Source organism: Paraburkholderia kururiensis JCM 10599 = LMG 19447, from assembly GCF_003986935.1.
In the GTDB taxonomy this organism is placed as follows: Bacteria; Pseudomonadota; Gammaproteobacteria; order Burkholderiales; family Burkholderiaceae; genus Paraburkholderia; species Paraburkholderia kururiensis.
This window is the reverse complement of sequence record NZ_RJZE01000001.1, coordinates 346,495-359,008: the sequence shown is the minus strand read 5'-3', so window position 1 is coordinate 359,008 and position 12,514 is coordinate 346,495. Positions and strand designations below refer to the sequence as shown.

The following is a 12,514-nucleotide window of genomic DNA, read 5'->3' as shown; positions in this document are numbered from 1 at the left end:
GTCCGGACTCGCGCCATGTACACACTCGGAATCAATGCCGTCTATCACGACAGCGCCGCTGCGTTGCTGCGCGACGGCGTCGTGCTCGCCGCCGCCGAGGACGAGCGCTTCACCCACGTGAAGCATGCCAAGCGCCCGGTGCCTTTCTCGACGTGGCAATTGCCCTACGACGCCATCGACTTCAGCCTCAAGGACGCCGGCATCACGCTCGCCGACGTCGATCACGTGGCGTACTCGTACGACCCCTCGCTCTTTCCCGGCATGCCGAAGCACGAGGCGCTCACCATCGAGCTGCCGTTTCACCCCACGAAGCGCAAGCTCACGAACTCGTCGGAGTCCCCGTGGGACCCGCTGTTTCTGAGCTACATCGTGAATGCGAAGGCGCAATTGCTCGACGGCGCGCCGCATCACCTCATGAAGCGCTTCAAGGGCGTGGACCGCGAGAACGGCTTCCAGTGGCACTTCGTGGAACACCACCTCGCGCACGAGGCGAGCGCATTTCTCGCCGCGCCCTTCGAAGACTCCGCCGTGCTCACCATGGACGGCCGCGGCGAAGGCGTCACCACGAGTCTCGGCAAATTCGTGGACGGCGAATACACGCGTCTGCGGCAGGTGGAGTTGCCTCACTCGCTGGGGCTGCTCTATGAAGCGGTCACGAGTTGGCTCGGCTTTCTGCACTCGTCGGACGAGTACAAGGTGATGGCGCTCGCCGCCTACGGAAAGCCCGCCTATGTGGACTATTTCCGCGGCATCGTGCGTTACCGCAGCGACGGCACGTACACCGTGGACGCGCCGCGCCTCGTCGACCGCTTCGGCCCAGCGCGCGAGCGCGGCGGCCCGCTCGAGCAACGCCACTTCGACATTGCGTGCTCGTTGCAGCGCGTGCTCGAAGAGACCGTATTGCAGCTTGCGAACTGGCTGCATCAACAGACCGGTTTGCCGAATCTCTGCATGGCGGGCGGCGTGGCGCTCAACTGCGTCATGAATTCGAAGGTGCGCGACCAGGGTCCGTTCAAGGAAGTCTGGGTGCAGCCCGCGGCGGGCGACGCCGGCACGGCGCTGGGTGCGGCGCTCTGGACCGACTGGCGCGAACGCGCCGGCAAGGGGAACGCTGGCGGCGCGGGAAGCGAGCGCCGCCACTGGCGCATGGATCACGCGTACCTGGGGCCTGCATGGCCCGACGACGAGATCGAACAGTTTCTGCGCTGGAGCAAGCTGCCGTTCCGCCGCCTCGATGACATCGCGGGTGAAACCGCCGCATTGCTCGCGGACGGCAACGTGATCGGCTGGTATCAGGGCCGCACGGAATTCGGGCCGCGCGCGCTGGGCGCGCGCTCCATTCTGGCTTCGCCGCTCGACCCCGGCATGCAGGCCAAACTCAACGAGATCAAAGACCGCGAAGACTTCCGCCCCGTGGCGCCCGTCGTGATGGAAGAGCACGCGGCGGACTGGTTCGTGGGCGCGCGCGTGGCGCCGTTCATGCTGTTCGTGTTCGACATCCGGCCCGACCGCGCCGACCGCATTCCCGCCGTGCGCCACGTGGACGGCACGGCGCGCGTGCAGACCATCAACCGCCGCCAGCATCCGCTCTATTACGACCTGCTCGACGCGTTCCGTCAGCGCACCGGCGCGCCCGTGCTCGTCAACACGTCGTTCAACACGCGGGGCGAGCCGATGGTGAATTCGCCGCGCGATGCGGTCGAATCGTTCTGGACGTCGCCGCTGGATGCGCTTGTGATCGGTCCATTCCTTGTTACCAAGAACGGAGGCCAACGATGACGCCGCCCGCACGCGGCGGCGTCGCGCCGGTTCAGTTGCGGGCGGTGGAGGCCGAGGTTCAGCCCGAGGTTCCGCCCGGCGTTCGTGCCGAAGCTGGAGCCACAGCCGAGACGGTGCCCACGGCAACGTCGCATGACGCGGCCGGGACGCTTGCAGCCGAGATGCTTGCAGCCCCAACGCCCGCCGCCACCGCAGAACCCCTGCGCCCCGCCGCGCAGGCCATGCCCGCGCGGCCCGACCTCTCGGTGGTCGTGCCCACCTACAGGCGCGCGGCGTTGCTCGAAAACTGCCTCAACGCGCTCGTGGCGCAGGACTACGATCCCACGCGCTACGAGATCATCGTCTGCGACGATGGGCCGGACGACGACACGCGCGCGCTCGTCGAACGCACCGCCGACACGGCTCGTGCGCGCGGCCTCGTGGTGCGCTACGTGCCGGTCACGCGAACCCAGGGCCCGGCGGGCGCCCGCAACGCGGGCTGGCGCGCGGCGCACGCCCCGCTCATCGCCTTCACCGACGACGACACCGTGCCCGACCCGCACTGGCTTTCGGCGGGCCGCGAAGCCATGTCCGCGAGCGGCGCGGCGGCTGCCTGCGGCGACATCGTGGTGCCGCTGCCCACGCGCCCCACCGACTACGAAGCGGACGCAGCCGGCCTCACCGTGGCCGAGTTCGCCACGGCCAACGCGTTCGTTACGCGTGCGTTCCTTCATCAAACCGGCGGCTTCGACGAACGTTTCACGCAGGCCTGGCGCGAAGACTCGGACCTGCAGTTTTCGATCATGCGCGCGGGCGGGCGCGTTGAGCATGCGCGCGGCGCCGTGGTCGTGCATCCCGTGCGGCCCGCGCCCTGGGGCGTGAGCATCGCGCAGCAGCGCAAGGCGCAGTTCGAAGCGCTGCTGTACAGCAAGCATCCGGAGCTATACCGGCAGCGCATTCGCCGCTGGCCGCCGCTGCATTACTACGCGATTGCCGCGGGCGCATGGCTCGCCCTGGCGGGCGCGCTGGCAGGCGTCGTGGAATTGGCGGCTTGCGGCGCCGCCGTGTGGTTCGCGTTCACGCTCACGTTCTTCGTGCGTCGGATGAACGGCACGAGCCACCGCTGGCGCCACATCGCTGAAATGGCGTGGACGTCCGTGCTCATTCCGTTCCTCTCCCTCTATTGGCGCTTGTACGGCGCGTTCAGGTACCGCGTATGGTTTCTCTGACTCCGCCTGGCTCTTATCGCTCCAGCGCGCAAGCCTCCAGAACGCTCGCGCTGCGTGCTGTTGCACCGCGCCGCGTGGCGGTGTTTCGCGCGCTGCAACTGGGCGACATGCTGTGTGCCGTGCCCGCGCTGCGCGCCATGCGGCGCGCGTGGCCTTCTGCGCAGATCACGCTGATCGGCCTGCCGTGGGCGCGTGCGTTTGCCTCGCGCTACGCGGAACTCGTCGATGAATTCGTGCCGTTTCCGGGCGCGCCCGGCTTCGTCGAACAGGAGCAGACCAGCACCGCGCTGCCCGTCTTCTACGCGCAGATGCGCGCGCGCCACTTCGATCTGGCCATCCAGTTGCACGGCAGCGGCAGCCGCTCGAACGGCGTCGTATTCAATCTGGGCGCTGCCGCGTGCGCGGGCTTCGTGCCGCCCGAAGAAACGCATCAGCTGGCCGGCTGCTTCATTCCGTGGCCCGAGCAGTTGCCGGAGCCGCTGCGTTATCTCGCGCTCATGCACGCGCTCGGCCTGCCCGCCGACGACGCCGCGCTCTCCATTCCCGTGACGCACGCCGACCGCGACGAATACGCGGCGCTGGCCGCAAGCTGCCACATCGAGCCCGAGCGGCTCGTGCTGATTCATCCCGGCGCACAGTTGCCGTCGCGGCGCTGGCCCGCCGTACGCTTCGCCGCGGTGGCCGATGCGCTGGCCGACGCCGGCTACCAGGTGGCCATCACGGGCAGCGAAGCCGAATTGCCGCTCACGGGCGCCGTGCTCGGCGCGATGACGGCGCCCGCGCTGCATCTGGCGGGCAAAACGTCGCTCGGTGGTCTCGCTGTGCTGGTGTCGCGCGCGCGACTCGTGGTGTGCAACGACACGGGCATCTCGCACGTGGCCGCGGCGATGAAAACCGCGAGCGTGGTCGTGGCGTCGGGCAGCGATACGCGGCGCTGGGCGCCGCTCGACAGCGAACGCCATCGCGTGCTCGCGGACTGGCCTGCCTGCCGGCCCTGCATGTATCGCGACTGCCCGTACGGTCATCCGTGTGCGCTCAATGTTTCGGTGGAGAACGTGGTGGATGCGGCGCGCGAACAGCTTGCGCGAGCGGCGCAGGCGCTGGCGCAAGCGGGCGATGCATGGCCCGACGCCGCTGACGCGCAGGATACGGGCGACGATGCAGCGAACGCAGCGACTCCCGCCACCTGCGCCCCGGCATGCGATGCATCCAAGCCGGCGACCGAGCGGCTGCACGCGGGCTCGCTGCGCGCAACGTCCACCGCGCTCGTTTCAGCGGCGTCGCCCGCCCCCACGAAGGAAGCCCGCCATGTCCGATAACAGCGTTCACCGCGCCGAAAGAAGGCTGCGCGTGCTGACCTGGCACGTGCACGGCAACTACCTCTACTACCTCACACAGGCGCCGCACGACTTCTATCTCGTGACGAAGCCGGGCAACCCGCCCGGCTACGCGGGCCGCGTGGGCGTGCTGCCGTGGGGCCCGAACGTGCACGAGGTGCCGGCCGGCGAAGTGGCGGCCCATCGCTTCGACGTGGTGCTCTACCAGCATCGGCTGCACTGGCAAGACGATCGGCACGCGCTGCTTTCGGGCGAGCAGCAGGCGCTGCCGCGCATCTATCTGGAACACGATCCGCCGCAGACGAACCCGTTCCAGCAGCCGCATTGGGTGGACGATCCGGGCACGCTGCTCGTGCACGTCACGCACTTCAACCGGCTCATGTGGGACAGCGGCAGAACGCCCGCGCGCGTGATCGAGCACGGCGTCGTGGTGCCGCCGCACGTGCGCTACAGCGGCGAGCGCGCGCGCGGCATCGTGGTGGTGAACCATCTCGCGAAGCGCGGGCGGCGCCTCGGCGCAGACGTGTACGCCGCGTTGCGCGAGGAGGTGCCGCTCGACCTGGTGGGCATGCAGTCCGACGAACTGGGTGGCCTGGGCGAGATCGGCAACCTCGATCTGGCGGCCACCATTGCGCCCTATCGCTTCTTCTTCAACCCCATCCGCTGGACGAGCCTGGGCCTTTCCGTCGTGGAGGCCATGACGATCGGCATGCCCGTGATCGGCCTTGCCACCACGGAGCTTGCCAGCGTGATTCGCAACGGGGAGAACGGCTTCGTGCACACCGACCCCACGCAGCTCGTGCAGGCCATGCGCGTGCTGCTGCACGACCCGGCCGAAGCGAAGCGGCTGGGCGACGGCGCGCGTCACACGGCGCTGGAGCGCTTTTCCATTGAACGCTTCGCGCGCGACTGGGACGAGGCGCTGCGCGCCGTGGCGGCGTAGAAGCGGCTCGCTTTAGCGAGAGAAGGCACACACGCGGCGCGTGCCGCGAGCAAGGAGCATGTCGATGAAAGATCCGTTGCGCAAACGCATTCTGGTCACGGGCGGGGCCGGGTTTCTCGGCTCGCATTTGTGCGAAAAGCTTGTGACGCAAGGCCACGACGTGCTCTGCGTCGACAACTTCTACACGGGCACGCGCGAAAACGTGGCGCATCTGCTGGACTGCCCGAATTTCGAATTGATGCGCCACGACATCACGTTCCCGCTCTACGTGGAGGTGGACGAGATCTACAACCTGGCGTGCCCGGCCTCGCCGGTGCATTACCAGCACGACCCGGTGCAGACCACCAAGACCAGCGTGCACGGCTCCATCAACATGCTGGGGCTCGCCAAGCGCGTGAAGGCGAAGATTTTTCAGGCATCCACGAGCGAGGTGTACGGCGACGCACGCGTGCATCCGCAGACGGAAGACTACTGGGGCCACGTGAATCCCATCGGCCCGCGCTCGTGCTACGACGAAGGCAAGCGCTGCGCGGAGACGCTCTTCTTCGACTATCACCGCCAGCACGGGCTCTCCATTCGCGTGGCGCGCATCTTCAACACGTACGGGCCGCGCATGCATCCCGCGGATGGCCGCGTGGTCTCGAACTTCATGATGCAGGCGCTGGCAGGCGTTCCGCTCACGGTGTACGGCGACGGATCGCAGACGCGCTCGCTCTGCTACGTGGACGACATGGTGGACGCGTTCATCCGGTTCATGAATGCACCCGACGACCTGTGCGGCCCGGTGAACCTCGGCAATCCCGAAGAGATCACGATGCTGCTGCTGGCCAGACGCGTGATCGCGGCGACAGGGTCCACGTCGAAGATCGTCTACCGTCCGCTGCCGGCCGACGACCCGTGGCATCGCCAGCCCGACATCTCGCTTGCTGCCGCGAAGCTCGGCTGGCAGCCATCGACGTCGCTCGAAGACGGCCTGGGTGCGACGGCGCGCTATTTCCGGGCGTGCATCGAAGCGGCACGGGAGATCGGGTCGCACGTGGTTTAAGCGATGGGTCTGGACGTTACTTATGAATCGCCGCCCGCACGGAACGCACGTCGTGCGGCGTTACGGGCGGCGCGTCGTTACCCCACGCGGTGCGCACGAACGTGAGCACGCGGGCCATCTCTGTGCTCGTGAGGTGTCCGGCGAACGACGGCATGCGGTGCGGCTGCGGACCCTCTTGCGTGTCCGGGCTGCGTCCGCCTTCCACGAGCAGCCGCACAAGTGACGTCACGTGCGGCGACAACACGACCGGGTTGCCCGCAAGCCGCGGATACTTGTTCGCCACGCCCACGCCGTCCGCCTGGTGGCAGCGCGCGCAGTACGACTGATAGAGGCCTGCGCCGGGCCGCTCGATCTCGCCCGTCTTCAGTGCGCGCACCGACTGCTGCGCGGCGATCGACTGCGGGCTGTAGCGGCCATAAGGCTGCCGTGCGGGCAGGCTCTTCAGATACGCGGCAATCGCGTCGAGGTCTTCGTCGTCGAGGTACTGCGTGCTGTCTTCCACCACCTGCACCATGCTGCCGAAGGGCGATAGCCCACCGCCGTGGCCTGCTTTCAGAAACGCCGCGATCTGCTCGCGGCTCACGCGGCCCAGCCCGGAGCCCGGGTCGCCCGTGAGGTTCGGCGCGAACCAGTTGTCGTTGGTGCCGCCCGTGAGGTACAGCGGATCGCCTTCGTTGTAGCCGCGTTCCTCGTAAGCCGGTCCGCGCGGCGTGTGGCACGCGCCGCAGTGACCGAGCGTCTGCACGAGATACGCGCCACGGTTCACGAGCGCATCGCGTTGCGGTTGCGGCGCGAAGCGCGAACGCGGCGCAAAGGCCCACGACCACAAACCGAGCGCCCAGCGTTGATTGAACGGAAACGGCAGGCGCGTTGCGGGCGCGGGTAGGGAAACAGGCTGCACGCCGTGCATGAAGTAGGCGTAGAGCGCGTGCATGTCCTCATCGTTGATGCCCGAGAACGAGGGGAACGGCATGGCGGGATAGAGCCGCTTGCCGCCCGGCGCCACGCCTTCGCGCACGGCGCGGGCGAAGTCGTCGTAGGTGTAGCGGCCAATGCCCGCGTTCGGGTCTGGCGTGATGTTGGACGAATAGATCGTGCCGAACGGCGAGGCCATGCCGAGGCCGCCTGCGAACGGGACGGGCTGCGCGGGCGCGTGGCCGTGCTGTGCGGGCGCTTTGCCCGGCGGCGCGGTGTGGCAGCCGGCGCAGTCGGCGGCTTTGGCGAGATAGGCGCCGCGGGCGATCAGTCTGGTGTTGGCGTCGTCGGCTGGAGCGGACGCTGGGAGAGATGCGGTGGCGGCTGAAGCGGTTGAAATGGCTGTCAGGACTGCGGATGCATGAGTTGAAGTGTTCTGCGCGGCATCGGCATGGGGCGCTACGGTCGTCGTGAATCCGATCGCCACAACCGCAGCCGCCCGCGCCATCGCACTGCCGCTGTGGCGCAGTGCATCCACAGTCACGCACGGCAATCCGACACCCTTCGATGAGCACCCACCGCGCGAACGCTGCCGCACGTCGCATGTGCCGCCCGCGCCCATACGGCGCCGCGTGCCCTCGCCGGGGTTGCCGGGGTTGTGATTACGCGCCCGCTCTACCACGTCCTGCATGGCGCAACCACCACAACGGCAACGTCTGTCGCTATCAGCGCGAACAGAAACAGCGTGCTCGACAGCGCGCCCACGCGCGCAAGGAACCAGTCGCGCTCGGCCCAACGCGGCGGCATGACGCGGCCCGCGTCGCTGCCGCTCGTCGGGGTCGACGGCGCTGTCGCATATCGCACGGCGTCGTTGTTACGCCGCCAGTTTCGCCACGCCACGAAGGTGCCCACTGCGCCGAGGACGAAACACACCACGCTCAGCACCACGACCGCGGCCGACGCCCACCGCATCGACGACGCCACGCCCAGCCCGCCCGTGTAGGGATCGCAGCCCTGCGCCGCGAGCGCCTCGGAAATGCAGGTCTGTCCCACCCACGCCAGTGGCGCTGCGAAGATGCCGACCAGCCACGCGAGCAGGCCGGTGCCGCGCTGTTCACGCGGTGCGCCGCGGCGAGGTTCGTGCCGTTCGCCGCCTGTCATGCCGCTACCCTGCGTTTGCGTTTGCGTCTGCGCAGCCCCAAGTCTCGCCTTGCCGTTCTGCCGTGGTGGAAACAGGCTGGAGCCGTAAGAACCGGTCTTGTCCGACATCACCGTCCCTCCTCCGTGGATGCACCGGCCGCCGCGTGCGGCGCGTCAATGCGCAAATGAAATGCTTGCGGACCGTTCATGTCGCCCCCCTGAACAGATATGGCGTGAGATAGATCGTGCTGAAGATGAAGAGCCACACGGCATCCACGAAGTGCCAGTACAGCGAACCGATGGTGAGCGGCGCGCAACGCGCGTCGTCGAAATAGCCGCGCGCCGTCCACAGCAGCAGGAATGCCAGCACCACGATGCCCACCACCACGTGTGCCATGTGAAAGCCCGTGAGCGTGAAATAGAGCGAGCCGTAAAGGTGCGTGGTGAGTCCGTACGGATGGTCGTGCCACTCCTTCAACTGAATGCCCGTGAAGACGAGGCCCAGCACCACCGCCACGCCGAGCAGCACGCTGCCCGTTCGCGGACGTCGGCGCCGCACGCAGCGCTCGGCGAACCACACCACACCGCTGCTCGCGAGCAGGATGACCGTGTTCAGGCTGCCAAGGCCGAGCTTCGGCAGGCCCTCGGGCGGCCACGGTCCTTTGTCCAGCACCGCGAGATAGAGATACGAAAAGATCAGATAGCCGAAGAGCGACGCCTCGGTCACGATCATCGTGAGGCAGCCCCACCAGCCGCTCGCGCGCGTGCCGGCGCTGCCCACGGGCAACGTGAGCGGCACGGGAGGCTCGGGCGCGTGCGTGTGCGCGTCTTGCAGCGTGTCGCTCATATCGCGCTCCCGCCGCTGCCTGCGCCCATGACGCGATACGGCTCGCGCTGCACGAGTTGCCGGCGCGGCCACAGCCACACGACGATGGAGACCGCACAGCCCAGCGCCATCAGCCCCGTGAACACCCACGCGCGGAACCCCATGCCCGCGAACACGAGCGCGACGAACACGCCCAGCGCAAACGGCGCGTACGAGTCTTCAGGCATCTTGAGGATCACGTCGGGCTGGGCGTCGAGCGCTGTCGTGCCCAGCGCCTCGCGTCCCTCGGAGAGCACGTAGCCGGTTTCGAGTTGCGAGCGTGCATGACGCGCGTCCGGTTCGTCCATGCGGCTTTCCCACAGCGGATGCCGGCTCGCCACGAAGGGCAGCACCGCGAAGTTGTACGGCGGCGGCGGCGAGGTCACGCTCCATTCGAGCGTGGGCGCGTCCCAGGGGTTGTTGCCCGCGCGCTGGCCGTGACGCAGGCTCACGAATACGTCGATGAGAAAAAGCAGCACGCCCGCTGCGAACAGGAACGCGCCGAGCGACGTGATGAGGTTCACGGTGTTCCAGCCCATGTCCGGCGCGTAGGTGTAGATGCGCCGCGGCATGCCGAGCAGCCCCGCCAGATGCATCGGGAAGAACGCGATGTTGAAGCCCGCGAAGAGCGTCCAGAAACCCCAGCGCCCCAGCCGCTCGCTCATCATGCGGCCCGTGAATTTCGGAAACCAGAAATAGAGGCCGCCGATCACCGGAAACACGTTGATGCCCAGCAGCACGTAGTGCAGATGCGCGACCACGAAGTAGGTGTCCGTGAGTTGCCAGTCGAGCGGCACGGCCGCGGTGAGCACGCCCGATACGCCGCCCACCACGAACAGGAACACGAAGCCCGCGAAATACAGGAACGGCACGCGAAACACGGGGCGGCCGGTCCAGATGGTCGCGATCCACGCGAAGGTCGCCACCGCGCTCGGAATGGAGATCACCATGCTCGCCGTGCCGAAGAACGACAGCGCGAGCGGCGCGATGCCCGTGGCGAACATATGATGAATCCACACGACGAAGCCGATCACCATCGTGATGACGGTGGAAAGCGCGACCGGCGTGTAGCCCACGAGCGGGCGGCGACAGAACACGGGCAGCGCGTCCGAGACGATGCCCATGGCGGGCAGCACCACCACATACACCCACGGATGCGCGAACACCCAGAACAGGTGTTGCCACAAGAGCGCGTGGCCGCCGTTCAACACGTCGAAGAAATGCGTGCCGATGCGGCGGTCCATCCAGAGCATGAAAAACGCGAGGCTCACCGACGGCACCGCGAGCAGGTTGCCCGCCGACGCCGTCAACGTGCCCCACACGAGCACCGGTATGCGGTTGAGCGACATGCCGTGCGCGCGCATTCGCATGAGCGTGACCACGAAGTTCGCGGCGCCCACCGTCGTGGAGATGCCGAGCAGCACCATGCCGAGCGCGTAGACGTCGATGTTCGGGCCGCTTGCGTATTCGAGCCCGGAGAGCGGCACGTAGTTGAACCAGCCGGCGTCCGGAGCCTGGCCTAGCGGGAAGCTCGAATAGAGGAAGAGGCCCGCGAAGAGATACAGCCAGTAGGAGAGCGCGTTGAGCCGCGGAAACGCCATGTCGCGCGCGCCCAGCACGAGCGGCCACAGGTAGTTGGAGAAACCGGAGAGCACGGGCGACGCGTAGAGAAAGATCATCGTCACGCCATGCATCGTGAAAAGCTGGTTGTATTGCTCCGGCGTGAGCACGTGCATGTTGGGCTGCGCCAGTTGAACGCGCATGACGAGCGCCTCCACGCCGCCCAGCAGCAGGAACACGAACGCCGTCACGATGTAACGCAGACCGATGGTCTTGTGATCGACGGTGGAAAGCCAGCCGCGCCAGCCGGGCCGCGTTTCCCAGAGTTCAAGCAGACGCTTCTCGCCTGCGCTGCCCGCCTCGATGCGTCCGCGCAGCAGCGGACGCTCGAGCACGGGCGCCGACGTGGCGGCGAACACCGTGGCGCGAGACGCGTGATCGGGCGGGTTTGGCATCGTGTTGCGGCTCCTTCGGTGTGTGTTTCGTGTTGCTTCGGTTTTGCGTCAGTTGGGTGCCGGTTACCTGCGTCGTTCGTCATTGCAGCGTGGCGAGATACGCCGAGAGCGCCTCGGCCTCCTGCGCATTGAGCGCGATGGAAGGCATGAGCCCGTCCGGCTTGATGCGCTGCGCGTGGCGTATCCAGTCCAGTTGATGCTCGGGCGTGTTGCTCAACGCACCCGCGGCGATGAGCCGCCGCGAACCGAGGTGCGTCAGGTCCGGCGCCTGCGCGCCCGCTGAGGGTGTACCGCGCACCGTATGGCAGCCGGCACAGCGAGCCTCGAAGAGGCGCGCGCCCGCGCGGGCCGCCGTGCTCGTTGCCGCGGCGTGCGGCGCGGCTTGTGCGGACCACCAGGCGTCGAACGCCGCGCGATCTTCGGCCACCACTTCGAACGCCATGTGCGCGTGCTGCGCGCCGCAGAACTGCGAGCACTGGCCGCGATAAACGCCGGGCGCATCGGCTTCGATCCACTGCTCGTTGAGACGGCCCGGAATCGTTTGGGTCTTGCCTGCGAGTTGCGGCACCCAGAACGCGTGGATCACGTCGGCGCTGCGTAGCTCGATCTTCACGGGCTCGCCCACCGGTATGTGGATTTCGTTCGCCGTCGCGAAGTCGCGCGCCGGGTTGGCGGGGTCGCGGTAGTCGACCTTCCACCACCAGTCGTAGGCGGTGACCGAGACGGTGAGCGCGGGCGGGCGCGACGGCGCGGCCACGGAATCGAGCGTCACGAGCATGTAGACGAGCGCGCCGAACAGCGCCACAGCCGAGATGCCGGTGCCGATATAGATCCATTGCATGCCGCCCGCGTCGGGTGGCAAGCGGTTGTTCGCGGCGGGCGCGCGGCGTTTTGCAACGCCGACGACGAGCAGCGCGGCCACAATGACCATCACCGCGGTGACGAGCGCCGCCAGCGCCCAGCCGAGGTACATCGTCGGTCGCGCCGCCGGGCCTGCCGCGTGCAGAAAATAGTTGAGCGGGGCCGCTCGCGCATCGCGTGCGGCCGTCATGCACAGTGCGCTGATTGCGGCGGCAGCAGCGGGCGTTGTGGCCGCCGCAGCCGTTGCGAGCGTCACAGGCAGTCTGCGTGGCTTGCGACGCACGCGGCGCACCACTGCGAAGCCACGCACGAAAGCGATGCAGCGCAGCCGCTGCGCACCGCCGTCGCATGCCGCTGCCGTGTTGCCCGTTTGCTTCACTCGCTCCTTCATGCCGCAGCGCCCTCA

At 67.8% G+C, this 12,514-nt stretch carries 10 protein-coding genes; 5 read left to right on the top strand and 5 right to left on the bottom strand.

The genetic code is table 11. The annotated features are described in order from the left end of the window. Positions 1 to 15: 15 nt before the first annotated feature. The 5 genes from PKKP23_RS01645 to PKKP23_RS01625 all read left to right on the top strand — a co-directional run bounded on the left by PKKP23_RS01645 (position 16) and on the right by PKKP23_RS01625 (position 6,312). A complete protein-coding gene (locus PKKP23_RS01645; protein WP_126875542.1) occupies positions 16 to 1,779 on the top strand; it encodes a carbamoyltransferase family protein in 1,764 nt (587 codons plus the stop codon). 221 nt (positions 1,780 to 2,000) lie between these two features. Next, a complete protein-coding gene (locus PKKP23_RS01640) occupies positions 2,001 to 2,987 on the top strand; it encodes a glycosyltransferase family 2 protein (RefSeq protein ID WP_168724516.1) in 987 nt (328 codons plus the stop codon). A 107-nt stretch (positions 2,988 to 3,094) separates the two neighbouring features. After that, positions 3,095 to 4,306, top strand: coding sequence for a glycosyltransferase family 9 protein (locus tag PKKP23_RS01635; RefSeq protein WP_240658696.1), 1,212 nt, complete (start codon positions 3,095 to 3,097; stop codon positions 4,304 to 4,306). After that, positions 4,296 to 5,267 carry a glycosyltransferase family 4 protein gene (locus PKKP23_RS01630; RefSeq protein ID WP_126875540.1) on the top strand — a complete coding sequence of 324 codons (972 nt, stop codon included), beginning with the start codon at positions 4,296 to 4,298 and terminating at the stop codon, positions 5,265 to 5,267. Before PKKP23_RS01635 ends, PKKP23_RS01630 begins: the two co-directional genes overlap by 11 nt. Positions 5,268 to 5,331: 64 nt before the next feature. Next, positions 5,332 to 6,312 (top strand): UDP-glucuronic acid decarboxylase family protein, encoded by a 981-nt coding sequence (locus PKKP23_RS01625; RefSeq protein ID WP_126875539.1) that lies wholly within the window; start codon positions 5,332 to 5,334, stop codon positions 6,310 to 6,312. Positions 6,313 to 6,328: 16 nt separating this feature from the next. On the opposite strand, the gene PKKP23_RS01620 is transcribed toward PKKP23_RS01625, so the two are convergent. The 5 genes from PKKP23_RS01620 to coxB form a co-directional block, all read right to left on the bottom strand. Then, complete coding sequence (locus PKKP23_RS01620; RefSeq protein ID WP_420873178.1) at positions 6,329 to 7,735, bottom strand: c-type cytochrome; 1,407 nt, start codon at positions 7,733 to 7,735, stop codon at positions 6,329 to 6,331. A gap of 167 nt (positions 7,736 to 7,902) precedes the next feature. Beyond that, positions 7,903 to 8,496 (bottom strand): hypothetical protein, encoded by a 594-nt coding sequence (locus PKKP23_RS01615; protein ID WP_240658674.1) that lies wholly within the window; start codon positions 8,494 to 8,496, stop codon positions 7,903 to 7,905. 76 nt (positions 8,497 to 8,572) lie between these two features. Continuing rightward, positions 8,573 to 9,214: a cytochrome c oxidase subunit 3 gene (locus PKKP23_RS01610; RefSeq protein ID WP_126875538.1), complete on the bottom strand. Its 642-nt coding sequence runs from the start codon at positions 9,212 to 9,214 to the stop codon at positions 8,573 to 8,575. After that, positions 9,211 to 11,247: a cytochrome c oxidase subunit I gene (gene ctaD / locus PKKP23_RS01605; protein ID WP_240658672.1), complete on the bottom strand. Its 2,037-nt coding sequence runs from the start codon at positions 11,245 to 11,247 to the stop codon at positions 9,211 to 9,213. The genes PKKP23_RS01610 and ctaD overlap by 4 nt, the downstream gene beginning before the upstream one ends. A 79-nt stretch (positions 11,248 to 11,326) precedes the next feature. Beyond that, entirely contained in the window at positions 11,327 to 12,499 is a 1,173-nt protein-coding gene (gene coxB, locus PKKP23_RS01600; RefSeq protein ID WP_126875537.1) for a cytochrome c oxidase subunit II, read from the bottom strand. Positions 12,500 to 12,514: the final 15 nt, after the last annotated feature.

Coding starts and splice junctions, on each gene's coding strand:
- PKKP23_RS01630 (WP_126875540.1), top strand. CDS start 4,296: ATGTCCGATAACAGCGTTCACCGCGCCGAAAGAAGGCTGCGCGTGCTG.
- coxB (WP_126875537.1), bottom strand. CDS start 12,499: ATGAAGGAGCGAGTGAAGCAAACGGGCAACACGGCAGCGGCATGCGAC.
- PKKP23_RS01640 (WP_168724516.1), top strand. CDS start 2,001: ATGCCCGCGCGGCCCGACCTCTCGGTGGTCGTGCCCACCTACAGGCGC.
- PKKP23_RS01625 (WP_126875539.1), top strand. CDS start 5,332: ATGAAAGATCCGTTGCGCAAACGCATTCTGGTCACGGGCGGGGCCGGG.
- ctaD (WP_240658672.1), bottom strand. CDS start 11,247: ATGCCAAACCCGCCCGATCACGCGTCTCGCGCCACGGTGTTCGCCGCC.
- PKKP23_RS01620 (WP_420873178.1), bottom strand. CDS start 7,735: ATGGCGCGGGCGGCTGCGGTTGTGGCGATCGGATTCACGACGACCGTA.
- PKKP23_RS01610 (WP_126875538.1), bottom strand. CDS start 9,214: ATGAGCGACACGCTGCAAGACGCGCACACGCACGCGCCCGAGCCTCCC.
- PKKP23_RS01615 (WP_240658674.1), bottom strand. CDS start 8,496: ATGTCGGACAAGACCGGTTCTTACGGCTCCAGCCTGTTTCCACCACGG.
- PKKP23_RS01645 (WP_126875542.1), top strand. CDS start 16: ATGTACACACTCGGAATCAATGCCGTCTATCACGACAGCGCCGCTGCG.
- PKKP23_RS01635 (WP_240658696.1), top strand. CDS start 3,095: ATGCTGTGTGCCGTGCCCGCGCTGCGCGCCATGCGGCGCGCGTGGCCT.